At 55.5% G+C, this 22,599-nt stretch carries 22 protein-coding genes and 1 pseudogene; 12 read left to right on the forward strand and 11 right to left on the reverse strand.

All coding sequences use genetic code 11. From position 1 onward, the window contains the following. The first annotated feature begins 33 nt into the window (after positions 1 to 33). From JMJ16_RS51300 to JMJ16_RS51310, 3 genes are all read left to right on the forward strand, one after another. The gene (locus tag JMJ16_RS51300; protein WP_201394268.1) at positions 34 to 291 is read left to right on the forward strand and encodes a hypothetical protein; all 258 of its coding nucleotides are present in this window, start codon (positions 34 to 36) and stop codon (positions 289 to 291) included. Beyond that, positions 288 to 1,928 carry an FAD-dependent monooxygenase gene (locus JMJ16_RS51305; protein ID WP_201394270.1) on the forward strand — a complete coding sequence of 547 codons (1,641 nt, stop codon included), beginning with the start codon at positions 288 to 290 and terminating at the stop codon, positions 1,926 to 1,928. The genes JMJ16_RS51300 and JMJ16_RS51305 overlap by 4 nt, the downstream gene beginning before the upstream one ends. A gap of 66 nt (positions 1,929 to 1,994) precedes the next feature. Further along, positions 1,995 to 2,456 carry an SRPBCC family protein gene (locus tag JMJ16_RS51310; RefSeq protein ID WP_201394272.1) on the forward strand — a complete coding sequence of 154 codons (462 nt, stop codon included), beginning with the start codon at positions 1,995 to 1,997 and terminating at the stop codon, positions 2,454 to 2,456. A gap of 92 nt (positions 2,457 to 2,548) precedes the next feature. Here JMJ16_RS51310 and JMJ16_RS51315 read toward each other — a convergent pair whose 3' ends face one another. The 3 genes and pseudogenes from JMJ16_RS51315 to JMJ16_RS51320 all read right to left on the reverse strand — a co-directional run bounded on the left by JMJ16_RS51315 (position 2,549) and on the right by JMJ16_RS51320 (position 4,398). After that, complete coding sequence (locus JMJ16_RS51315) at positions 2,549 to 3,022, reverse strand: SRPBCC domain-containing protein (RefSeq protein ID WP_201394274.1); 474 nt, start codon at positions 3,020 to 3,022, stop codon at positions 2,549 to 2,551. A 215-nt stretch (positions 3,023 to 3,237) separates the two neighbouring features. Then, positions 3,238 to 3,384, reverse strand: a pseudogene (locus JMJ16_RS57765) (class I SAM-dependent methyltransferase); the annotation flags it as partial. 66 nt (positions 3,385 to 3,450) lie between these two features. Then, a complete protein-coding gene (locus tag JMJ16_RS51320; RefSeq protein WP_201394276.1) occupies positions 3,451 to 4,398 on the reverse strand; it encodes a methionyl-tRNA formyltransferase in 948 nt (315 codons plus the stop codon). Positions 4,399 to 4,465: 67 nt separating this feature from the next. On the opposite strand from JMJ16_RS51320, the gene JMJ16_RS51330 reads away from it, so the two are divergent. The 4 genes from JMJ16_RS51330 to JMJ16_RS51345 all read left to right on the forward strand — a co-directional run bounded on the left by JMJ16_RS51330 (position 4,466) and on the right by JMJ16_RS51345 (position 10,293). Then, on the forward strand, positions 4,466 to 5,071 hold the full coding sequence (locus tag JMJ16_RS51330; protein ID WP_236602137.1) for an oxidative damage protection protein: 606 nt from the start codon (positions 4,466 to 4,468) through the stop codon (positions 5,069 to 5,071). 17 nt (positions 5,072 to 5,088) lie between these two features. Beyond that, complete coding sequence (locus JMJ16_RS51335; protein ID WP_201394283.1) at positions 5,089 to 6,498, forward strand: CUAEP/CCAEP-tail radical SAM (seleno)protein; 1,410 nt, start codon at positions 5,089 to 5,091, stop codon at positions 6,496 to 6,498. A 179-nt stretch (positions 6,499 to 6,677) separates the two neighbouring features. Further along, the gene (locus tag JMJ16_RS51340; RefSeq protein ID WP_201394284.1) at positions 6,678 to 7,157 is read left to right on the forward strand and encodes a YbaK/EbsC family protein; all 480 of its coding nucleotides are present in this window, start codon (positions 6,678 to 6,680) and stop codon (positions 7,155 to 7,157) included. 34 nt (positions 7,158 to 7,191) lie between these two features. Then, a complete protein-coding gene (locus JMJ16_RS51345; RefSeq protein WP_201394285.1) occupies positions 7,192 to 10,293 on the forward strand; it encodes an FtsX-like permease family protein in 3,102 nt (1,033 codons plus the stop codon). Between the two features lie 90 nt (positions 10,294 to 10,383). Here JMJ16_RS51345 and JMJ16_RS51350 read toward each other — a convergent pair whose 3' ends face one another. The 4 genes from JMJ16_RS51350 to JMJ16_RS51365 all read right to left on the reverse strand — a co-directional run bounded on the left by JMJ16_RS51350 (position 10,384) and on the right by JMJ16_RS51365 (position 13,390). Continuing rightward, complete coding sequence (locus JMJ16_RS51350) at positions 10,384 to 11,688, reverse strand: amidase (RefSeq protein WP_201394286.1); 1,305 nt, start codon at positions 11,686 to 11,688, stop codon at positions 10,384 to 10,386. A gap of 118 nt (positions 11,689 to 11,806) precedes the next feature. Beyond that, positions 11,807 to 12,124, reverse strand: coding sequence for a PadR family transcriptional regulator (locus JMJ16_RS51355; protein WP_201394287.1), 318 nt, complete (start codon positions 12,122 to 12,124; stop codon positions 11,807 to 11,809). A gap of 253 nt (positions 12,125 to 12,377) precedes the next feature. Then, complete coding sequence (locus JMJ16_RS51360; protein ID WP_201394288.1) at positions 12,378 to 12,797, reverse strand: VOC family protein; 420 nt, start codon at positions 12,795 to 12,797, stop codon at positions 12,378 to 12,380. Positions 12,798 to 12,952: 155 nt separating this feature from the next. Continuing rightward, on the reverse strand, positions 12,953 to 13,390 hold the full coding sequence (locus JMJ16_RS51365; protein WP_201394290.1) for a CU044_2847 family protein: 438 nt from the start codon (positions 13,388 to 13,390) through the stop codon (positions 12,953 to 12,955). Positions 13,391 to 13,612: 222 nt separating this feature from the next. Between JMJ16_RS51365 and JMJ16_RS51370 the strand changes: the two genes are divergently transcribed. Continuing rightward, positions 13,613 to 16,456, forward strand: coding sequence for a tetratricopeptide repeat protein (locus JMJ16_RS51370; RefSeq protein ID WP_201394292.1), 2,844 nt, complete (start codon positions 13,613 to 13,615; stop codon positions 16,454 to 16,456). 45 nt (positions 16,457 to 16,501) lie between these two features. Here JMJ16_RS51370 and JMJ16_RS51375 read toward each other — a convergent pair whose 3' ends face one another. Beyond that, positions 16,502 to 17,407, reverse strand: a complete 906-nt coding sequence (locus JMJ16_RS51375) for a C39 family peptidase (RefSeq protein WP_201394294.1) — start codon at positions 17,405 to 17,407, stop codon at positions 16,502 to 16,504. Positions 17,408 to 17,697: 290 nt separating this feature from the next. Here JMJ16_RS51375 and JMJ16_RS51380 point away from each other — a divergent pair, with 290 nt between their 5' ends. Together JMJ16_RS51380 and JMJ16_RS51385 are read left to right on the forward strand one after the other, a co-directional pair. Continuing rightward, entirely contained in the window at positions 17,698 to 18,252 is a 555-nt protein-coding gene (locus JMJ16_RS51380; protein WP_201394296.1) for a GNAT family N-acetyltransferase, read from the forward strand. A 93-nt stretch (positions 18,253 to 18,345) separates the two neighbouring features. Further along, positions 18,346 to 18,762 (forward strand): cytidine deaminase, encoded by a 417-nt coding sequence (locus tag JMJ16_RS51385; RefSeq protein ID WP_201394298.1) that lies wholly within the window; start codon positions 18,346 to 18,348, stop codon positions 18,760 to 18,762. Positions 18,763 to 18,910: 148 nt separating this feature from the next. Here the strand turns inward: JMJ16_RS51385 and JMJ16_RS51390 are convergent, their stop codons facing one another. The 3 genes from JMJ16_RS51390 to JMJ16_RS51395 are packed head-to-tail and all read right to left on the reverse strand — an operon-like array spanning position 18,911 to position 19,535. Next, a complete protein-coding gene (locus JMJ16_RS51390) occupies positions 18,911 to 19,111 on the reverse strand; it encodes a hypothetical protein (protein WP_201394300.1) in 201 nt (66 codons plus the stop codon). A gap of 39 nt (positions 19,112 to 19,150) precedes the next feature. Next, positions 19,151 to 19,285, reverse strand: a complete 135-nt coding sequence (locus JMJ16_RS56365) for a hypothetical protein (RefSeq protein WP_255553337.1) — start codon at positions 19,283 to 19,285, stop codon at positions 19,151 to 19,153. Between the two features lie 7 nt (positions 19,286 to 19,292). Continuing rightward, positions 19,293 to 19,535, reverse strand: coding sequence for a hypothetical protein (locus tag JMJ16_RS51395; protein WP_201394302.1), 243 nt, complete (start codon positions 19,533 to 19,535; stop codon positions 19,293 to 19,295). A 153-nt stretch (positions 19,536 to 19,688) separates the two neighbouring features. On the opposite strand from JMJ16_RS51395, the gene atpD reads away from it, so the two are divergent. Together atpD and JMJ16_RS51405 are read left to right on the forward strand one after the other, a co-directional pair. Further along, the gene (gene atpD, locus JMJ16_RS51400; RefSeq protein WP_201394304.1) at positions 19,689 to 21,140 is read left to right on the forward strand and encodes a F0F1 ATP synthase subunit beta; all 1,452 of its coding nucleotides are present in this window, start codon (positions 19,689 to 19,691) and stop codon (positions 21,138 to 21,140) included. 66 nt (positions 21,141 to 21,206) lie between these two features. After that, positions 21,207 to 22,562 (forward strand): cytochrome P450, encoded by a 1,356-nt coding sequence (locus JMJ16_RS51405; RefSeq protein WP_201394313.1) that lies wholly within the window; start codon positions 21,207 to 21,209, stop codon positions 22,560 to 22,562. The last annotated feature ends 37 nt before the right edge of the window (positions 22,563 to 22,599 follow it).

A 22,599-nucleotide genomic window follows, 5' to 3' on the forward strand; every position in this document is an offset into this window, starting at 1 on the left:
GAAAAACCAAGCGGAACAGAGAGGAGACAAGAGATGCGTTGTCGCATTCACCTCAAAGGGCATCTGGACCCGTCCTGGCAAGAATGGCTGGGAGGATTAATTATTCTTCAGCAAGCCTCTGGTACGACCCTGCTCACTGGCACGCTGCCCGACCAGGCCGCGCTACATGGGGTGCTGGTGACCCTGCGCCGTTTGAATCTGAGCCTGCTTTCTCTGCAGACAGATGAAGCGTCCCAGGGCGAGGAGTCTCTCTTTTTCCTGCGTGAAAACAAAAAGAAGGAGCAGAAATGAATATGCCATCACCTCATCCCGACGCTGATGAAACCACGCCCGTGCTGATTGTGGGAGGTGGTCTGGTGGGCCTGTCAGCCTCCCTCTTCCTGAGCTGGCACGGCAGTTCCTCGATGCTGGTCGAACGTCATCCGGGGACCGCGATCCATCCGCGTGCCATGGGCTTTACCCCGCGCACAATGGAACTGTTCCATTCTCTTGGCATTGAGGAGGCTATTCGCCGAGTCGAACCACCTATCCCTCAGGGCAATCAGGTGCTCCTGGTCGAGAGCCTGGTGGGTCAACAGTTTGACTGTTTCCAGGAAGAGGTCGATTCGTTGTTCATCGATGCCAGCAGCCCCGTACGCGGTAGCGCCATTGCTCAAGATCTGCTAGAGCCAGTGCTGCGCGCGCGGGCTGAGCAGCTCGGTGGAAATCTACACTTCGGAGCCGAACTGGTCGCGTTCGAGCAGGACGAAGAGGGCGTCACGGCCACAATCCGCGAGCGCGCCAGCCAGCGCATCCGCACGGTTCGCGCACAGTATCTGGTGGCCGCTGATGGCAGCCAGAGCGCGATTCGCAAGCAGCTTGGCATCGGCCAGCATGGCACTGGCAGCATGGGGCATTTCGTCAGCCTGATCTTTGAAGCGGATCTGATGAAGATCTTCCATGAGCGGCAGGCGGCGATGTGTTTCCTCAGTAACGAGCAAGTCGCGATTGGATCGTTTGTTCCCTATCCAGGCTCTGCGGGGCGAGGAGACCTCTTCAGGCTGGATGTGGGTTATGACCCAGAGGAAGAGACTCTTGCCGACTATCCTGAGGAGCGCTGTCTCCACCTGATTCGGGCGGCGGCCGGAATCCCGGATCTGAAGATCACGCTCAAAGCCAGGTTGACATGGGAGATGAACGCGCTTGTGGCTGATCAGTGGCAGCAGGGTCGGATCTTCCTGGTAGGTGATGCCGCGCGCACCCAACCACCCAGCGGCGGTCTGGGAGGTAATACTGGCATCGCAGAGGCGCACAATCTGGCCTGGAAACTGGCGGCCGTCCTGCGTGGGGAGGCGGGCGAGGCGTTGCTCGCCTCGTATGACGCGGAGCGTCGCCCGGTGGCAGACTATACCGCCGAGCAGATGGCGCTCCTTTCCCAGCAGCGTCAGGGAGAGGGCTCAGCCGGAATTACCGTGAGTATCAGAGATGTCAATATGGGCTATCGTTACGGCGCGGGAGCATTAGCGCGAGAAGAGGGTGATGAGCATCTCCCCCTGGCCCGACGCCCGGAGGAGTGGCGAGGACAGCCAGGAACCCATGCCGCCTATCTCGTGCTCGAACAAGCGGACGAACCGATCGCGACGCTGGGCCTGATCGATTTCCACTTTGTCCTGCTCGCAGGCCCGAATGGACACCATTGGAAAGAGGCTGCTCAGCATGCAAAAGAGACTCTCCATCTTGAGCTTTCCTGCTATCAGATTGGTGTCGAAGCAGGCGATCTCATCGACACGGAGGACAGGTTCTGTGAGGCCTATGGGATCACCAATTCTGGAGCGGTACTCATACGCCCCGATGGCTTTATTGGGTGGCGGAGCAAGGGCGCGAATGAAAACGCGCAAGAAGCGCGGCAGGCCTTGACTCAGGCTCTCTCCACGCTTCTCTCTCGTTGATCAAAAACAACAAAGCAATTTGTTGATCGCAAAGAGTGATCGCTAACAGAAAGAAAAGGAAAAGAAATGGTGACTTTTGAATATACTGATACATTTGACTACGCGCCGGCTTCCGTCTTCGCGCTGCTGACCGATCTGGAGGTACGGCCCACCTGGATTCAAGGGCTCCTTGAGGCCCGTGTGACTCCTGCTGGTCACGCTCACCTGGGAACCAGTTACTACGAAGTGGGCAAGTTCTCTGGTTTCAAGAGCGAGAAGACGATGAGCGTCACGGAGTTTGAGCAAGATCGCATGCTGGTTCTGGCTACCCCTGACGGGGCGAGCAATCCATTCCGCGAGAGCTATCACATCGAGCCACTCTCCGCAGGAAGCTGCCGCGTGACGATCACGGTCGAGGTAGGCAATGTTCCAAAGGTCGCGGAATTCTTCATGCGACAAGAGATGAAGAAGTCACAGCCGCAGAATGCCGAAGCCCTCAAGTCCCTCCTTGCCAGCCGGGTACAGCAGGCAAGTTCATCGGAATGCTGAGCCTGAAGTGTGTGCCAGGGAAACGGGATTGTTTTCCTGGCTTGCCGATCCGTCCTGCTTGATCTACTCTTCCACTGTATATCTCATTTACGCTATTCACCTCTTCCTACTGTTTCGGCACGCACCTTCAGGTCCCGTGCCACGGCGTCGAAGCCATGCTGTAAGTCGCGTGCGTACATGAGCTGGAGCACGGGAGCAAAGAGGCCCGTAAACGTCTCACGGGTAAAATACTCGGTGGTCCCGGTATCGATGGGTTTGAGTTCCTGGAGGCGTTCACCACGCAGAAACCAGGCGGGCGAGCGTGTCTTCCAGGCCAGGAGGTGCTCTGGCTCGATGGCAGTAATCGTCTCGACACTGGTGGTCATAAAGTTTTCGCGCATCTGCACGCGCATCGTCAGCAGTGAGCCGACCTGGAAGTCGGATTGCATAGAGGGGACAAAGCTATTCCATTCGCGATATTTTTCAAGGTCGGTCAGAATCGACCAGACACGCTCGACTGGCGCCTGTATAGTCGTGCGAGCCTGAACAGTAAACCAGCCAGACTTTAGAGCGAGTGATTGTCGCATGCAAGGGTCCGTCCTTTGTTTGTACTCTACAGCAAGCATACCACAAAGGTAGCTCCAGGTATGTGCCTCATGCTAGCTCACTACGCGGGCTTCTGGGCGGTATGGATAACATCAAGGGCAGGTTGGGTTGATCAGGGGGAAAGTGCCAGTGTCCCTCTGCGCGTACCATCTGCGCGAAGGGTTTGAAGTTTTGCGTATAGGGATACTCTTGTATATATATCACCCAGTAAAGCCTTCTGCTCAGCATGAAGCTTGTTGCCACCATTCCGGAAAAAGGCGGCCTGGTCGGCCTTATGACTATTATGGGCGTCGGTCGCTGCGTTCCAGGAGAGGCGGTTCTCCTCGTGCAAGTCCTTACGAATGCTTACGCTCCTTATCTTTTTGGCTTCTCGCGCCTGCGGCGACCAGAGCCATTCCACTTCACCTTATTAAACGCTTACCCAGCCCTGTTTGCAGCGCACTATGAAGCTGTCGCCTTCGTGGATGATACGACGCGTGTCCTCTAGCGGTTCGAGGCTATACTCATAGCAGTTGCGCACTTCGAGTATATCCATTTCGCTATCGGGGGCCTCTATATGGAGGGGGGACTCCCAGTGGCCGACGCCACGAATGAAGTTGTAGACCTCCCGCGCGTCCCACTGGTCAACGGGGATGGCGAGGTCCTCATACGCTGGGAAGGAGTGATAGCTGCTGCGTGCCTCGTCTTGTTCGGTGATCTGGGCCTCTTCGCGGTAGAGCTGCCAGGCGGCCTGGGCGAGGAGAACGCCGCCACGCTCAGCACAGCGCGTCTCTAGCTCCCCATAGCTCATACCATCAGGGACAGCAATGCGCTCTTGCAGCACGATGGGACCACTATCCAGTCCTTTGTCCATGAGGTGAATGGTGACGCCGGTCTCATGCTTGTGTTCGCGAAAGGTCCAGAAGAGTGGCTCGGGTCCCCGGTTGGCGGGCAAGAGCGAGGGATGGACATTGAGGCAGCCAAGGCGGGGTAGGTCCAGAATGCGCGTGGGAATCAGGCGAGAGAAGCAGGCGACACAGGCCAGGTCGGGTTCATAGTCCGCGAGGATGGCGTGGGTGGTAGGGTCATTTAAGCGGCTCATTTGCCAGAGTGGTAGGTGTCGTTTCGTTGCTATTTGTACAATATTGGTATGTAGCGAAGTATGCGCGAGTGGCAGCATAGTACGTACTGGTAGCGAATTTTCATAGCGCGTAATGGCGGGTACGGCTCTCCCAGGGACGGCATTGATAGGTAGCACCACGGCGCGGACGTCGATTCCCGCCTCCAGCAGCGCGTTTAGCGCCAGAGCCGAGAATGTTCCTTGCATACCGAAAAAGAGCACACGCGGCGCCGTTCCCTGCTCAAAGCTATTTGACATCGTCGATTGCATCTTGTAGTATCTCAATATCATTCAGTCTCGTTTGTGCGTAACAGGAGTTTTCATCATGCCACGAATGGTCTATTGTGTCAAACTAAAGCAGGAACTCCCTGGCCTGGACAAAGCGCCCTTCCCTGGCGAGCTTGGGCAGCGTATCTATGATAATGTCTCGCAGCAGGCATGGCAGATGTGGCCCAACCGCAGTATGCAGATTATCGCCGACCGGGGTCTGAATATGGCTGATCCCCAGGCCCGCAAAGCCATGCGCCAGGAGATGGAGAAGTTCTTCTTCGGCGAGAGTGAGCAGGCCAAACCCGCTCAAGCCGGGCAGGCTGGTCCGCACCTCGTCTTCTGTGCTAAGCTGCAACGCGAGCTTCCCGGCCTGGATAAGCCACCCTTCCCTGGTCCCCTGGGGCAGCGCATTTATGAGAGTATCTCCAAACAGGCCTGGGATATGTGGCCTGCGCAAAGCACGCTCATCATCAACCACTATGGCCTGAACATGGCCGATCCCGAGTCACGCAAGATCCTGCGCGAGCAGATGGAGGACTTCTTCTTCGGCAAGGATGCGCGCATGCCCGAGGGCTGGGCACCTGAAGAGGTCGGCGCAGGCGCAGGAGGAGGTGGCGCCAGCCGTAAGGGCGGCGGCGGTGGCGCGGCACGCAAAAAGTAAGGAAGCGACAGGGAACAATGTCAGCAATATCAAACTGGCGACAACCAGGGGCCATTCTGCTGCTCTCCTGCTATGAGCAGGGACATCAGCCCTTCCACCTCGCCTCGCTGAGCGCCATCCTGCAACAGGATGGCTTCGCGCCCCACGCCGTGGATACCGCTATCGATACGCTCAGCGACGAGGCCATACAGCAGGCCCGCTTTATCGCCATATCCGTTCCCATGCACACGGCGTTGCGCCTGGGCGAGGCCGTGGCGCGCCGCGTACGCTCAGTCAATCCAGGGGCATTTATCTGCCTCTACGGTCTCTATGCCCTGCTCAATGCCAACCACCTGCTACAAGGAACTATCGATGCGGCAATTGGTGGCGAATATGAAGAGCCACTCTTACGCCTCGTGCAGGCCTGTGAGCAGGGGCAAGACACAGCTATTCCCGGCGTACACACACGAGAACATGTCAGTGGAGCCTGGATTACGCGCACGCCCTTCCTGGTGCCACAGCGCCACCAGCTTCCCACCCTGGACCGCTATGCGCGTCTGCAATGGGGAGATGATCTGCGCATCGTAGGCTATACTGAGAGCACACGTGGCTGCAAACATACCTGCCTGCACTGCCCCGTCACACCCGTCTACCAGGGACGCTTCTTCGCTATCCCCCAGCAAATTGTCCTGGCCGACATCCGCGCCCAGGTGGAACAGGGGGCGCGCCACATCACCTTTGGCGATCCCGATTTCTGGAACGGTCCCACACACGCGATACGCATCGCTCGCGCACTCCACGCTGAGTTCCCCGAGGTAACCTTCGACGCCACGATCAAGATTGAGCACCTGCTCAAGCATGCATCACTGCTGCCTGAGATGCGCGAACTGGGCTGTGTCTTCATCGTCTCCGCCGTGGAGTCACTCAATAATACGGCACTGCTGCGGCTCGATAAGGGGCATACAGCTGCCGATGTGCGACGCGCCTTTGCTTTGACGCGGGAGGCCGATATCGTGCTGCGTCCCTCGCTGCTCCCCTTCTCCCCCTGGGAGACGCTGGAGAGCTATATCGAACTCCTTGACTTCTTTGAGCAGCAGCACGCCATCGAGCATCTCGACCCGGTTCATCTCTCGATTCGCCTGCTCATCCCACCCGGGTCCGCGCTCCTAGCGCAGGAGGAGAGCCAGAACTGGTTGCGCGACCTGGATGCCGAGAACTATACCTATCGCTGGCAACATCCCGATCCACGCATGGATGAACTACACGAACGAGTCTCCGCCATTGTCGCGCAGGGCGAGAACTGCCAGGCCGATTCTAGCGAGACCTTCTTTAATGTCAAGGCCCAGGCCCTCGCGATGCTAGGACAAGACTTCTCACCTGCACAGGCGCTCAGCGCCTACGGGCCCCGCGATATCCTCCCCCACCTGACCGAATCCTGGTTCTGCTGAGCAGAGCCCACCAAGGACCAGTTGGCCCTATAACCTTTCACGAGTTGGTGTCACAACCCTTTAGCTGGGGAAGTGGTATGTGGATGCTGGCGGTCACTGGCCGCCAGCATCCACATACCACTTCCCCAGGCGAGCGCCGCAGGCGCGAGAAGTCATCAAATAAAGGAGAATTTTATAGCATGACGCAAACATTGAGTGCAAGCGCACAACGTGTACAGGATATCCTCAGCGAGCGTGGCTTTGATTGCCAGGTTCTAGAACTTCCCAACTCCACGCGGACCGCGCAGGAGGCCGCGGACTCTATTGGCACCACCGTAGGGCAGATCGTCAAATCCCTTATTTTCCGGGGCAAGGAGAGCGACCAGGCCATCCTCGTCGTTGCCAGTGGTACCAATCGCGTCAATGAGAAGCGCCTCAAGGCCACTGTCGGTGAGGGTATTGAGAAGCCCAACGCCGATTTTGTACGCGAGCGCACAGGGTTCGCCATTGGGGGCGTTGCGCCTATCGGTCACACCTCTACACTCAAGACCTTTATCGACGCCGACCTCTTCCAGTATCAAGAGATCTGGGCTGCGGCAGGCACGCCCAACGCTGTCTTCCGCCTTACACCCCAGGATTTGAAGGAGATGACCGGCGGCGAGATTATTGACGTCAAATAACTACGCATAGAGAAATGATAAAGGACTATCTATCATGCGCTTCACATCCAGGCTCAGGCCTCCTATTCATTCCGTGTATCAGAGTATATTGTTGGCACTCAGCCTGGCGCGGTGGAGTTGGCGCCCAAATAGATTACTGCTCCTGACAATGTGCCTGGGTATGAGCGCGGCGGTGCTTTTGCTATGCGCGATTCCGCTCCTTGAACAAGTCACAGGCACAGCCAGTCTGCGCCAGGCCCTGCGCGTCTCGCCCGAAAATACACGCATTACAATCAGTGCGGAGGCACAGGCTCTCTCCCCTCAATTGCTGGCTTCAATGCCATCAGCGAGCACAGCCCCGTTTAAAGAGCATCTTGCCCCCTACCTGACACAGGATCAGTCGGCGCAATACCTGGTGCATGGCTTCCCGCTCGTGACACCGACTGGACCCGACCCCGAGGATCAACTCGGCTTCATCTCTACCAGTATCCAGCAGATGCGCTCGCATATACGCCTGCTCAGTGGGCGATTCCCTTCCAGTCAGCAGCATAGCGAGATTGAAGTTCTTCTGACTCCGGAGTCCGCCGCGCTTTTGCGCGTATCGCCTGGCTCAATCATAACGACCAGCGTAGGCTACTATACCAGCGTGGAAGCGAAGGAGGAGACACCTTTCAGCGATACTTCTTATAAGCGTACGACCTCGCTAACGCTACGCGTCGTGGGCCTTATCGCAGCCAATACAAGCGACATTTTCTGGCATGGGACAAGCTTTCTACCCACGCCTCTCATCCCTAACTATACCAGACCCTTAAGCTTCCCCCTGTTGCTCTCAAGCGATGCGCTGGGCGCCTGGTGCCAGGAGCAATTCTTGCAGGCGCAAGCGGCTGACACAACGAACTCCCAGCCTTACTCGCCAGAGGCGTTTGTCTTTGATTCCACCGTCTTCGCTTACTGGGACCTGTTTATTGATCCTTCGCACCTGTCTATTGATCGCTATACCAGTTTTCGCGAGGCGTTGAGAAGCACGGACCTGGACTTCTACAATGGAGTTGCATTACAGAGCTATACGTTATATACTCTGCCATCGCCCTACTTACTGAACTTGAGCTATAGTAGTCCCCTGGTGGGCACTGGTCCCTCAGTACTCAACCAGTTGAGCACGCATATAACGCTCTCTCACGTCCCGGTTCTCATTATTTCGCTTCCTACCATCTTGCTTGACCTCTTCTTCATGAGCGTACTTATTTCGCTGCTCATTGAGCGCCAATCATCGGGCATCGCCCTTCTTCGCAGTCGGGGAGCGAGTTCCTTTCAGATCATAGGTGCCTTTTCACTACAAGGCCTGATAGTATCACTTATGGCTCTGATTGTTGGGATACTGCTCGCTCCCCTGGTAGTAAGCACGATTACCCGGCCACTCTTGCCATCATTGGCTCAAGACACCGCAATGATCCTCTGGCAACAGCCAATGGTGACATTGCAAAGCGTCATTCCATATGCGCTCCTCGCGCTGCTCGCGGGGATGGGGAGTATGCTCTTCACCCTGGCGCAAAGCTTGCGTTTGAACGTGCTCACGCAGCGATACGAGAGCGCACGCGTAACGCAACGCCCCTACTGGGAACGCTTCTACCTGGATGCCATCTCCGCAGTTATCGCGCTGGTACTCTATCTCATAGCGAACTATGTCTTTCAACTCCAGGGCTTGCTTTTAGATGACACGATTTACGCCATTGCTACCCCTGTTGCTCTGCTAGCACCGTTCTTTTTCATGCTCAGCATCCTCTTCTGTTTCCTGCGCTTCGCGCCTCGTGGACTCAATCTTTTGGCCCGGCTAGCCCATCGCGGGAGAACTGCTCCCCCCATGCTCGCGCTGGCCCAGATGACGCGTTCGCCAGGACGGCCCTTGCAGATCACGTTATTGCTCGCACTCGCATCTTCATTCATCATGCTGACGCTTATCTTTAACGATTCACAGCAGCAACGGCTCACGGAACTTGCCCGCTATGAAAGCGTCGCTGACTTCAGTGGCTCTTTTGTGAGAAAGGTCACACCATCAATCATAAGTGCATACCAGACATACAACGCGCTTCCAGGAGTCAGCTCTGTCTCGCTTGGTAGCGAGATCGTCAGTTTTCAGGATAAGAGCCACTCCTTCCACATTCGCGCCGTCGATGCCACAACCTACGCGCGAGCCACCTACTGGAGCACGCAAAACTCCGAGCAACCTCTTGAGGCTCTGACGCGTGAGCTCGCACGACAACGGCCCGCAGCAGGCTCCCCTCAAGTGGTGCCTGCCCTGGTTGATACGCTGAGCTGGGAGCAGTTGCATCTTTCGCCAGGCAAGACCTTTACGCTGACTTCGTATGATTCTGGTCACGCCTATACCACTACCTATAAAGCACTTGCACGCGTCAATATGATTGAAGGGATGTACGATTCACCCTCCTCTACCGATCAGTCTGCGAGGCCAGCGCTCCTGGTGGACTACCAGACACTCGCGGCTTATCACGCGCATACCGATAAGCAGCCACTTCCTCTCACACGCGCGTGGTTGCGAACAAGCGATAATCCTGCTCTCCTGGCTCGCCTGCGTGCGCAATTGAACGGTTCCAATGAAGAAGTAGGATTGGCGAACCTTCAGGATCGGCGCGCGCTCCTTGAGGCGCTCCGTACAGACCCACTGACCCTGGATCTCTTGCTGCTCCTCGCACTTGGCACGGCTATCGCGCTCCTGCTGGGTCTATGTGGAAACATACTAATTACCTGGAATAGCATTCACGAGCGGCAACTTAGTTTCGCGGTCTTGCGGGCCTTGGGGACAGAGCCGCCCCTGGTGGCACGCATCCTCATCTGGGAACAGGGAGTTATGCACCTGGTCGCACTCTTCTTCGGGGTCGTCTTCGGCCTGCTTTTTACCTTTACCCTGATTCCCAAGCTCATGATCAGCAGTACGCCAATAAATAACACCCTGGGTAACGTCACGAGCCTGGATTTTTACATGCTGCAACGTACCATTCAAGTCCAGGTTCAGGCGCCCACTTCGCTGCTCCTGGCCTTCCTGGCCTTTGTTCTTGTCTGCGTACTCATTATCTTCCTCGTCACGCGTCACGTGCTACACCTGCTACCCGCGCAAGCACTGCGCTTGAATAAGGATTAGCACTTACAAGAAAATGTGTAAGCCAGGAGAAGTTTTTGCAGCCAGAAATGGTAGGCTGGTAGCATTATTTACCTACTAAAGCGCCTTTACCTAAACCTGTTCCAGCAGCACGTTGGCCAGTGGTGCTGCCCACAGCAGGAGTTGCTCATCAGTCATCGCCGGGGCAACAACCTGTATGGCCAGCGGTAGGCCATTCCTGGCTCGTCCTGCAGGCAGTGCCAACGCGGGCATACCCATGTATGACCAGGGGAGATTCATGGCGGTATCCCCGGTACTGTTGAGGCCTTCTGGCGCAGGCCCAGTGGCAGCGGGACATACCCAGAGGTCGATCCCTTCCTGGCTCATCAAAGTCTCCAGTTCGGCACGGATTATCTCGCGGTACTCACGAGCCTGTACAACCTGCTCCAGGCCCACCTGCTGTCCGGCGCGAATTTTCGCGGCTGTGCGTGGACGATAGAGTGCTTCATAGGTTGCGCACCAGTTCATATGGACCTGGGCCAGCTCCGCGCTAGCAAGCTCTCGGTACATTCTGTTGAGGACGTGAATATCGTTAAGCACAGGCACACGCTTGAGCGTATACCCGGCCTTCGCCAGCCACGCCAGGTGTTGCTCAAAGCATGCCAGGGCCTCTGGCGAGGCCTGAGTAAGATAGGAACCATCTGGAACAGCCAACACCGGGAGGATATTGGTCTCCGGCGTTGCTCTCCAGTCATCGCAGAGCAACGAGACTGCCATGGTTATATCAGCTATGTCCTGCGCAAAGAGACCGATGGTATCAAGCGAGGCAGCGTAGGGAATAATACCATCTATGGCAATACGACCATAGGTAGGCTTAAAACCAGCAATGCCACAAAAAGCGGCTGGACGAATGATGGAGCCTCCAGTCTGAGTGCCCAACGCCAGTGAGCAGAAGCCAGCGGCGGCGGCGGCGGCAGAACCGCTACTCGATCCGCCAGGAGTATGCGCTAGATGATGAGGATTACGCGTCGGCCCCGGTTCATCGGAAGCGAACTCCGCTGTAACCGTTTTGGCAAGGACGAGCGCTCCCGCTTCACGCAGCCTGGAGACGCTACTTGCCTCCGGGCCTGTAAAGAGAGTCGGAGGCAATCCTGATCCCGCCCGCGTCAAAAAACCATCGGCCCTAAAGATATCCTTGACTCCCAGCAAGGCACCATATAACGGCGGGCGCAACGCAGGATCGGGAAAACGCCGCTGCAAACTGGCAGCCTCCGCCAGAAGTCGCTCACGGCGCCCAGGCTCAGGCAAAAGCGCCTGAATTTGTGGCTCAAGCGCATCAATACGATCGCATACTTCACTGATGAATGTCAGCAAATCTCGTTGGCCGGAGCGAAGTCCAGCCAGCGAGAGTGGGGCAATAAGAGGTGATATAGTCAAGGATCTGCCTTTCTAAATAGGGTGCTCACTCTTTGGTATTACATTTTGATTCTTTTCTAGTGGCTGATCTTTTTGATCAGGCCACGGGGATAGAGGAGAAGCAGTAGCTTATAAACGTTCATAGCGTTGCCAACCTCCGTAAACCAAGCGCTGCAAAGGTCTCCATACTCGTGAGCTGTTCGCGGAGGAAGGCGATTCCCGCAGATGTCAGGCAATATGGGCGTCGCCCACGCTCCTCGGAGGGCAACGCCTCAATCAAGCCATATTCTTCTAATCGCGCGATGGCTCCATAGAGTGTTCCCGTTCCCAGGCGAACACGGGCCATCGTCTCTATGTCTTCCATAATGGCGTAGCCATGCTTTTTCCCGCCAACCAGGCTTGCCAGGATCAGAATAGATGGGTCAGAAAACCGTCCAAGGTCGAGTATACCACTCATACAATGCACCTCTTTGCACTCTCTGGATTTCGTGAACACCCCTTACGCCTTGCGGCGAAAAAGACCGAGCTGCTTGCTTAAAAAGCTATAGCCAATCAAAACGGCGGAGACCTCAAGGCCAAACATATAACAGGAACTGATAAAGCTTGCCCAACTTATTATTACTATAACCTGAATTCGCTATAAGAAAAAGCAACCTGCTGTGAGCATGTCACAGCAGGTTGCTTTTTCTCTCGTTCACACACAAAGAAGATTAATTTGTTGGCTGTTTGATCTGCATCAAGACGACGCGCCAGCCGTCGGGATCTTCCACGGTTACGCTGCGGTCGGGGCTCCAGTAGGGATTCTCTGGCGAAACAGAGCCATATCCCATTCCAGCCAGCCGCTCCACGACGCGGTCCATCGCCGTTCTGTCGTGCATATATAGCACCAACAGATTATCACGCGAGGGGGCGGGACAGGGACTCCCATCCACGTGCTGGGTAAACTCCAGGTGGTAATCAGTCCCCGGCAATCCAAGGAGAACACCAGTGTAGCCCGCGCCCTCAAAGCGCTCGATAAAGGGGAGGCCCACACCATCTCGGTAAAAAGCGACTACCTCGCCCAGGCGATCCGTTGGGCGCGCCACCCGCACCCGGGCAACTGGTAGATCAGAAGGCCAATGCTCACTCAAGGTAATTTTCCTCGTTCCCACAGGAAATATGCCTGCCGATGCCAATATCAAGCCAGTTTTAGCAAGCGCCTTGAGTATAAAGCATACGAGGAATATCCTCTCCGCCCATTGGGACAGAAAACGCTTACGTAGCCTCCTGTCCCAATGGGCAGGCTCTATTCCTTCGGGTCCGTCACCGGGTTCGCTATTGGACTCATCATGGCGCTACAAAAGGCGCCACCATGCATCATTCCTGGCTGCCACCTGAGGGTGACCTCGAGTTGTGCCTCGCCCTGCGACTTCGCCAGAATGGCGTTGAGCTCCGAGTTAAATTTGATACCAATCTGAACCTCCCACTCGCTTGGGCGTGTTTTCTCCGTCATCTTTAATACGGCCTCGCTCACATTCGAGGCACAGGCTTCGATCAAATCCCGGGCGCTGGCAAAGGCGTTCTTCACCTGGTGGACACCCCCTTGCACCGCGCCCAATGGATCAGGAGGGAATGCCCCATCATGCCTCGACAGAAGGGTCTGTGTATCTACCGGGTCCCCCACCTCGATAAAGACCTCAATCTCCTGCCCATTACATTGCACCGTATCACGAATGATAGCCATACATCCTCCACCCAGCATCTCACTTGTACCTGCATTAGCGCACAGGTCACACGACAACCAAACATCGCTCTCTGCTGCTATTACCACAATTATATGCTTCTCTTCGCGAACAATACAACTACATTGATTTTTGTCATACCTCTGCCTCTTGCATAGGTACCCCCTCTCTCAGCTATAATTTGTATAGAACAATAAGCGAAAAACGATGCGGGATATGCGCATATGGATAGAAATGGCCACGCCAACCTCAAATTGATAGCGTCTGCACGCTTGCCTTTACAAATGACGGTTACCATTGGCAGGGAACAAGAAATTTGTGCCGTCAGCCGCCTGGTGTGCATGGAGAACACACGCCTGGTGACGCTGACTGGCCCTGGGGGCGTGGGAAAGACGCGCCTGAGCCTGGAGGTTGCGCGCACCCTGCACCACGCCTTCCCTGACGCGATCTTCTTCGTCTCGCTCGCCCCTCTCCGCGAGCGCACACAGATTCTACTAGCAATTGCCAGCGCTATTGGCGTCCATGAGGGGGGCAAGGAGGCGCTAACGGAGCGCCTGGAGTCCTACCTGCATGAACGCCGCTGTCTCCTGATCCTCGATAACTTTGAGCACCTCCTTGAGGCCGCGGACCTCGTTGCCGAGCTATTGACTGCGGCTCCTCAGCTTAAAATCCTGGTGACCAGCCGCGAATCGCTCCATCTATATGGTGAACAAGAGATAGAGGTACTTCCACTGCCACTACCACGCCAGTCGGAGAGTGTATCTGTACCGGGAGAAGAAAGCGCTGCCCTGCACCTCTTCGTTGAGCGGGCGAGGGCCGTTAAGCCTTCCTTCACACTAACTGAGGAGAACTATGCTGTCATGGCCGAGATTTGCCAGCGCCTTGATGGCCTACCTTTGGCGCTTGAGCTGGCAGCGGCCCGCATCAAGATTCTGAGTCCCCAGGCCCTCCTCACCCGCCTGAGCAGTCGCCTTACACTACTGATCGGGGGACCACGCAACCTGCCACAGCGCCAGCAAACCCTGCGCAATGCCCTTGACTGGAGCTATGACCTGCTCAGCGAGGAAGAGCGGCGTGCCTTCCGCCGTTTGGGCTGCCTGATCGGCACCTGGGACCTGGGGGCAGCGGCGGCATGTATGGCTATAGGCAAAGAGAGTGAGGCCCTGGATATGCTCTCCTCCCTGGTGGATAAGAGCCTGGTGCGCCCCCTGACATCAGAGGAAGACGAGCCGCGCTTTATGCTGCTAGAAACCCTCCACGAATACGCCTTTGCCTCCCTCCAGCAGAGTGGAGAACAGGAAGAGAGCGAACGCAGGCACGCCAACTATTATCTGCGGATGGCGGAGGAGGCCGACTCCAACCTGCGCGATCCAGAGCAACAACGCTGGCTGGCAAAACTGGATCAGGAGTCACCCAACTTGCTCCTGACCCTGCGCCGCGTCCTTATCTGGCAGGATGCGCAGTTAGCTCTGCGCCTTGGGAGCGCCCTGAGTGACTACCTCCTCTTGCGCCATACACAGAATACACAGCATAACTGGCTGGAAGAGATCCTGATCCTCGACGTGAGCGCGGAGTTACTCCCCTACCGAGTGCGCATCCTTTATAGCGCGGGCTGCCAGGCACGCTTACAAGGAGACACTGCTCGCGCCAATCAGCTCCTGGAAGATTGCCTTAAGCTTGCCAAACAGATTAGCGATCTGCGTACACAGGCACTGGCCCTGGGCGAGATGGGCATGCTCGCCATGCAGCGGGGAGATTACGTCCAGGCACGCGAACTGGCCATGAAGGGCATACAGGCGCTCAGCACGACCAGCGACAAATGGGGCAAATCCGCCCTGCACCGTATCTACGGCAATATCGCCAGTAAGCAGGGCGATGTCGACGCGGCCCAGACGCACTACCTGCTGAGCCTGATGCTACTGCGCGAGGTAGGAGAGAAACGCGGACTAGCCGAGGTCTACATCAGCCTGGCTACGATCATGCACCTGCGTGGCAAGCTACGCAGCGCACATTACCTCTATCAACGTGGATTGACCTACTTTGAAGCCCTGGAGGATCGCTGGGGACAAGTACGCTGTCTCAATGGAATGGGAGCCGCCTACAGCGCACAAGGGGCCTACACCGAAGCCGAGCAATACCTGGGGCAGGCACTCACGCTTGCCCAGCAATTAGGCGACCGCGAAGGGCAGGCCAGCGCCCTGAGCTACCTGGCTATGGCCCGGCTTAACCAGTGGCAGGAGGGGGAGGAGCAACTGAGTGAGATCGCTGCAACCTTGAAAGAGAGCCTGCATCTCGCCAACCAGCTCAAGAATCTGCCCGGCAAAGCCTATGTGCTCCTGGCTCTGGGCGAGGTTGAACGTCTGCACGGCAACCGCCAGAGCGCCCAGACATACTACAGCCAGTGTCTGGAGCTGGCCCAACGTATGAACGATAAGCTCACACGTACACGGATCCTTTGCGCGCAAGGGAGGCTGGCTCTTGAACAAAAAGAATATCAACTCGCCTGCACACTGCTTCAGGAGAGTATTCAGCTCGCGTGGCAAACTGGCAACCATGTCGCGCTCGCGGGCGAGCTAGAGAGCGTGGCCCAACTCTGCCTCGACACGCGCCAGCCCGAGTTGGGAGTCCAGCTTCTCGCCAGCGCTCATAGCCTGCGCGAGAAGCTCCAGACCCCACTCCCGCCCATTCACCAGGCCATGCACCAGCAGCTCTATGCCAACCTAAAAAAAGAGATCAGCCCGGAGACGTGGAGCGAGTCCTGGAATGTCGGCTGCGCCCTCCTGCTAGCCCAGGTCGTTGACCTCGTCTCGCACATCACCATTTCCGCGCAAGACACCACGAAAACGCCATCCCTCACACCTCCTGCCGCCAATGCATTCCATCTCACGGCCCGCGAGTGTGAGGTCCTGCATCTGCTGGCCCAGGGGCATCCCGATGCGCGCATCGCCCAGGAACTGGTACTTAGTCGCCGCACCGTCAACACGCACCTGCGCTCCATCTACGCAAAGCTCGGCGTCACTACACGCACTGCCGCTGCCCGCGTGGCCTTCGAGCAACAGCTGGCATAGCGCTCACACAGCCAGAAAGATTGGTGTTGTGAATATGGCATCTATTTACGCCGGGTGGAGTTGATGCTTAAGAGCATCAATCTGTGTCTGTTGAGCAGCGATCTTCTCGCTAAGCGATTTCGTGAGCACCTCGAAACCCAGGCCCTGGTTGATATGCATAGGGTAACAATCTCCCGATCCAGGAGGGTTGTCTAGTTGCTTCTTGGGGTCATACACGATGATACCCCGCTCAAAGACCTGAAAGGCAGTTCCCGGGTTGGGATAGATCTCGCTAGTAAGTGGTAACCCGTATATGAGCAAGCCATTGGTCCGTTTGTAGTATCCAAGAATCCCAAAGGCAATGTTTTGTCCATTGGTGCATGCCCAGTGGGAATGATCACTCTCCTTAAAGTATTTTTTGACGTCGGGGCTATTAATATCAATTGCCATGTCGTCTCCTTCGTCTCCTTCGTCTTTCCTAGCCAATATCCATACTTCATTTGCACGCATACGCTTGCGCCATGTTGCGTCATCAAAGCGCACTTCCTTGCCACCAAAGGGATCCATGGCTGATAACCAACCAGGGCCATCCTTATACCAGACCGCAACATGAGTCCACTCTGGATGTCCGGGCGCATAGTCATCCACTTGCGTGAAGACGACTGGATGCCCTTTCGCCAGTTCTTCATGCGCGATAGTCACGCAATCGCCCCCGTGAGCATAAAGCTTCACGCCGTTGCGCTCAGCGATACTCACGAAAGCACTGGCAGCCGTCCCCATGTCTACCCAGCCCTCGCCATATACTTCGTCCTTCATCGCATCAGGTGACAAGTGCTTGCCAGTGAGATACTGGATACCCGCCGCAATGCTGGTGGGCACGCAATTGAATTTAGAGTTCTCACTAGGCCTATCGTTGGTGGTATTCCAGATGTTCAACTGGGAAAGAAACGGAAATCCTTTTAATTCAGACATATTTCTCCTTTCAGGAAAACTGTGAGTTGCCAGCGCTGAAGATTGGCTTGAGCGTTTTTCAAAAGGTGCTTGATCTTAGTTTAGGCGTTTAGCGCTTATATAAAAAGATAAGTATATATCGCTGTAAATAAGACGTTCGAACTATTTTCTTTTTGGGCATCTTTACCACACGCACCGCCGCGGCCCGCGTAGCCTTCGAGCAACAACTGGCATAGCACTCGCCCAACTAAAATGTGCGATACTAAGCAGGCAGTAAAAAGCACAATATTTATTTTAAGGAGGGAAGCCTTATGTTTATATATGATTTAGGTGACGGAGCGTCCTTGCAGATTCTTGAGATGCGTCACGCTCCTGATTTTCTTGCATTTGTTGATGAAAATCGTGCTTACCTTGGTGAATGGATGAGCTGGGACACAACTATGCAGACGCTAGAGGATGCACAGAATTTCATTAAACGAGGCCTCTCGCGCTTCAGCGATGACGGCATTCCCTGGGTGGGAATCTGGCTCAACGGGCGTATGGTTGGTGGTATTCACTTTTCTCCCATCGATCCCCGCGTCCACTCAACTGAGGTCGGTTACTGGCTTGGTCAACGTGCGACTGGCCATGGTTTGATGACACGGGCGCTTAAGGCAATGCTACACTATGCCTTTGATCTCCTCCATGTCAATCGCATAGGTCTCCAGGCCGATGTACGCAATAGCCGCTCACGTGCCGTCGCGGAGCGCCTGGGCTTTACCTTTGAAGGCATCCGTCGCCAAAGTTTGGAGTATAAGGGCCAACTTATCGACATCGCGACCTATTCCTTGCTAGCACAGGAATGGCGCGAACAATCTTCTCGCTAAAAACACTACTTTTGTCAGGATAAGGGAGATACTCCAACATACCTCCCTCAAAGCCTCTAATTCTATATCAGCAAAAACTTCTCAGGAGCATATATGAAACTTGATCAAAGGCTCGTTGATGCCGCCATAGAATTAATGAACAAACGTTTTCCTAAAGATGAGGAGGCAGGTGCCGCAGCTATGTATACCGAAGATGGGGAGATACTCACCAGTGTTTCGCCCGATATCCCTAATGGGGCTGCAGCATTATGCCATGAGACAGGAGCGCTCTGCGAGGCCTATAAACTAGACAAGAAGGTAACCGCTTCGGTCTGTGTCAACAGAGCAGCCAATGCTGAGACGATTCGCATTCTCACACCCTGCGGAATTTGTCAGGAACGCCTATTCATGTGGGGACCTGATGTTGAAGTTGCTGTACCAGATCCAAAGGATACGAGCAAATGGATAGCCAAAAAGCTCGCCGAAGTCCAACCCTACTACTGGTTTAAGGTCTTTACAACAGAGCAATAAGTGATGAAGCTCAGCGCCAGGACTGTACGCTCCTACGGGTCATGTAGGAGCGTACAGTCCTGGCGCTGAGCGAGAATGAAAAATCCTACTCCGCTACAGCTTCCATGCCTCTTCCTCCAACACATGCTTGATTAGCTTCAGGCACAATTTAACGTTGACTATACGGTAGAGGGGCACCACGGCCCAGGGTTCCATCAGGCCTTTGCCCTGGCTTGATGAGGGATCTTCTTCGCTCATCAAGCCAGGGCATATCGATCTCGTTCCACGTGATAAAGCGCTCGCCTGTCTCAATATATGAGCCTTCCAACACCAACTTACTATCCAGTTGCTTCAATGCCAGGCGCATCATGAAATTTTGTCTGCCAGCATTGCTTGTGTTACGCGGCTCCTATAGGGGCGTCATATCGCTGGTATCAAGGCGCAAGCCCTTCTGGCTCACCAGGATCCAGCCAAAATCGAGTTCTTTTCCGCCCTGATATGCTTCAACGGTTTCAGGCCACCACACCTCTACAAGTGCATCCACAAACACTTCACCTGGCTCCATGGGTAAAGTTATAACTTTGACCAGCTTTTGTCACGATAGTATAAAGCGTCCTATATGGATTGTTCTCCTGACGGGCTTTTTTCTGCTTGTCCTGTGGCTCTATCGCAAGGCGTTGTTGGAACGATGCCACATCTTCTTTACGCACCACCCATCCTACCTTCTTACGATTCGCAAATAGAAAACCACCGCTACAGATATAGATACGTGCTTTAGCAGCGTCGGCACTCACACGGCTCCATCTCCTACGTTATATTACCTCCCCCTTGTGATTTTGCCTTCATACAAGGCAGTGCCAAAGATACGTTATTTGCGTCAGGTGAGCGAACACTTTCTGGCCTAAAGTAGAGGTGTACAGAAAGACACTATAAGGAGGCCAGAGAGGATGGCACAGACAACAAGCAATGCACAGGCACACGAGGAGAACACCCAGGCGGCAGACACAGGCAAGGTTGTGCAGGTCCTGGGACCTGTGATTGATATCGAATTTGCCGCCGAGCACCTGCCACAGATCTATAACGAGCTAAGACTGACTAATCCCAGCAGTAGCGAGGAGCTTTCGTGCGAGGTGGAGCAACATATTGGCAATAACTGGGTGCGCTGTGTGGCAATGGGGCCAACGGAGGGTCTGATGCGCGGCATAAAGGTGCACGATATGGGGCGGCCCATCACCGTTCCCGTGGGAGAGAAGACGCTGGGACGCATCTTCAATGTGCTGGGAGAGCCTATCGATAATAAAGAGGCCGTGGTGGACGCGCCCAAGCTGCCCATTCACCGGCCCGCGCCCTCACTGGAGGACCAGACGAAGGATAGCCAGATCCTCGAAACTGGCATCAAGGTCATCGACCTGATCTGCCCCTTTATGAAGGGTGGCAAGGTTGGGGCCTTCGGCGGCGCGGGTACGGGCAAGACACTGATCATCCAGGAGTTGATCAACAATATCGCCATCAATCACGGTGGCTATAGCGTCTTCGCGGGCGTGGGCGAGCGCACACGCGAGGGCAATGACCTCTATCACGAGATGATTGAGCGCGGTGTGATTGATCGCGTCTCTATGGTCTTTGGTCAGATGAACGAGCCTCCTGGTGCACGCCTGCGCGTGGCCCTGACTGGGCTGACCATGGCCGAGTACTTCCGCGACCAGGAAGGGAAAGACGTGCTGCTCTTCATCGATAATATCTTCCGCTTTACCCAGGCGGGTGCGGAGGTCTCCGCCCTGCTGGGACGCATGCCCTCAGCCGTTGGCTACCAGCCCAACCTGGCGGAGGAGATGGGCGAGTTACAGGAGCGCATTACCTCCACGAAAAAGGGGTCGATCACATCGCTTCAGGCCGTCTTCGTTCCGGCGGACGACTATACCGATCCCGCGCCTGTGACGACCTTCGCCCACCTGGATTCGACCGTGGTGCTCGACCGGGCCATCGCCGAGCAGGCTCTTTTTCCCGCGGTGGACCCGCTGGCCTCGGCCAGTCGCATCCTGGACCCTCAGATCGTGGGTGAGGAGCACTATAACACGGCCCGTGGCGTACAGCGTACCCTCCAGCGCTATAACGAACTCGAGGACATCATCACCATCCTGGGCATCGATGACCTGAGCGAGGAGGATAAGCTCACTATCTCACGAGCGCGCAAGCTCAAGCAATTCCTCTCGCAGCCCTTCGCGGTCGCGGAAGTCTTCACGGGGCGTGAGGGGCGCTATGTGTCCCTGCGCGAAACTGTTCGTAGCGTGCGCGAGATTCTTGAGGGCAAGCACGACGCCATCCCTGAGAGCCTCTTCTACATGGCAGGCAACATCGACGAGGTTGTCGCACGCTATGAGCAGGAAGGGAATAAATGATATGATATAATCGCATATTGATGCAAAGTTAACTTCCAATATTAGGAAGCGCTTCAGGGAGGATAAGTGAGCACAGTAACAGAAATCAAGCAACTCTCTCCCCCACCACTGGCACCAGGATGGCCGGTGGTGGGGAACGCATTGGCTATGCAGCAGGATCTCGTGGCCTTTCTCGTTAAGCAATATCAGCAGTTAGGACCCATTTTTCGCGTGCGTGCCCTGAACCAGGAATTCGTTATCCTGGCGGGGCCAGAGGCCAACATCTTTGTTACACAGCAGGGGGCCGATAAATTTCGCTCGCATGAAGTCTGGGACAGCTTTGGTTGCGAGTTTGGCGCAAAAAACAGCATGTTGGCCATCGATGGCCCGCCTCACTTGCAGATGCGTAAGCTCCTAAAGCCTGCTTATTCGGTTGGCAATTTGCTGGCGGATATTCCTTTACTGGTTGATATCGCTCAGACAGTCGTCAAGCGTTTTCAGGTTGGCGAAGAAGTTGAGGCGCTTACTCTCTTCCGCTTAATTGTCACTGAACAACTGGGCCGAGCCCTGGCCAACCATGCACCTGGCACTAATCTCCAGAATATCATTACCACGATCAGGGTCGGGCTCAACGTGCATATGACAAAGCAAATGCCCGCCTTCATGCTAAAGCTGCCATCCTACAAGCGTGCCAAACAGCACTATCTCGCAATGGGAAAGGAGATTGTGGAGGAGCATCGGGCGACTGAGCGCGACAGAAAGGACCTGGTAGACAATATCCTGGAGGCGAGCCAGAAGCCTGAATATCATGACATATTAGGCAGTGAGGAGCAAATTATCTTTGCCTCGCTGGGTCCTTTCGTCGCCGGGCTTGACACTGTCGCCAACGAATGTACCTTTATGCTGTATGAGCTACTCAATCATCCTGAGATCCTTGCGCAATGTATAGAGGTGGCAGATCAGATCTTCTCCGAAGGACTGCCAACTCAGGAGCAGATTCGCACACGTGATGTGCTACACGACGCGATGATGGAGACGCTCCGGCTACACTCGATTGCCCCGGTTGTCACGCGAACAGCGGCTAAAGATTTTGCCTTTGCTGGCCATTCGGTCAAAGAGGGACAAAATGTCATGCTTGCCAACACCGTCAGCCATTTCCTGCCCAAATTCTATCCTGATCCTTATACGTTTGATATTGGACGCTACAGTGAAGAACGCAAGGAACACAAGCAGCGAGGGGCCTATAACCCCTTCGGCATTGGCACGCATCTCTGCCTGGGAGCTGGTGCCGCCGAGGCCCAGATCGTGCTGGTAATCGCCACTCTTCTGCACCTGGCACGCCTGGAACAGGTTTCTCCTCAGAGCAAGCTGCGTGTGAAGAATGATCCCACACCTACCTTTGGCTCCGCCTTCCGCGTACGCTTCAGCGAACATCGACATTAAAGTTTCTAGCATCTCAATAAAAAAGGCGCTTGTTTGC

The sequence above is a fragment of the Ktedonobacter sp. SOSP1-52 genome, assembly GCF_016587395.1.

Coding starts and splice junctions, on each gene's coding strand:
- JMJ16_RS51300 (WP_201394268.1), top strand. CDS start 34: ATGCGTTGTCGCATTCACCTCAAAGGGCATCTGGACCCGTCCTGGCAA.
- JMJ16_RS51305 (WP_201394270.1), top strand. CDS start 288: ATGAATATGCCATCACCTCATCCCGACGCTGATGAAACCACGCCCGTG.
- JMJ16_RS51310 (WP_201394272.1), top strand. CDS start 1,995: ATGGTGACTTTTGAATATACTGATACATTTGACTACGCGCCGGCTTCC.
- JMJ16_RS51315 (WP_201394274.1), bottom strand. CDS start 3,022: ATGCGACAATCACTCGCTCTAAAGTCTGGCTGGTTTACTGTTCAGGCT.
- JMJ16_RS51320 (WP_201394276.1), bottom strand. CDS start 4,398: ATGTCAAATAGCTTTGAGCAGGGAACGGCGCCGCGTGTGCTCTTTTTC.
- JMJ16_RS51330 (WP_236602137.1), top strand. CDS start 4,466: ATGCCACGAATGGTCTATTGTGTCAAACTAAAGCAGGAACTCCCTGGC.
- JMJ16_RS51335 (WP_201394283.1), top strand. CDS start 5,089: ATGTCAGCAATATCAAACTGGCGACAACCAGGGGCCATTCTGCTGCTC.
- JMJ16_RS51340 (WP_201394284.1), top strand. CDS start 6,678: ATGACGCAAACATTGAGTGCAAGCGCACAACGTGTACAGGATATCCTC.
- JMJ16_RS51345 (WP_201394285.1), top strand. CDS start 7,192: ATGCGCTTCACATCCAGGCTCAGGCCTCCTATTCATTCCGTGTATCAG.
- JMJ16_RS51355 (WP_201394287.1), bottom strand. CDS start 12,124: ATGAGTGGTATACTCGACCTTGGACGGTTTTCTGACCCATCTATTCTG.
- JMJ16_RS51365 (WP_201394290.1), bottom strand. CDS start 13,390: ATGGCTATCATTCGTGATACGGTGCAATGTAATGGGCAGGAGATTGAG.
- JMJ16_RS51370 (WP_201394292.1), top strand. CDS start 13,613: ATGGATAGAAATGGCCACGCCAACCTCAAATTGATAGCGTCTGCACGC.
- JMJ16_RS51375 (WP_201394294.1), bottom strand. CDS start 17,407: ATGTCTGAATTAAAAGGATTTCCGTTTCTTTCCCAGTTGAACATCTGG.
- JMJ16_RS51380 (WP_201394296.1), top strand. CDS start 17,698: ATGTTTATATATGATTTAGGTGACGGAGCGTCCTTGCAGATTCTTGAG.
- JMJ16_RS51385 (WP_201394298.1), top strand. CDS start 18,346: ATGAAACTTGATCAAAGGCTCGTTGATGCCGCCATAGAATTAATGAAC.
- JMJ16_RS51390 (WP_201394300.1), bottom strand. CDS start 19,111: ATGATGCGCCTGGCATTGAAGCAACTGGATAGTAAGTTGGTGTTGGAA.
- atpD (WP_201394304.1), top strand. CDS start 19,689: ATGGCACAGACAACAAGCAATGCACAGGCACACGAGGAGAACACCCAG.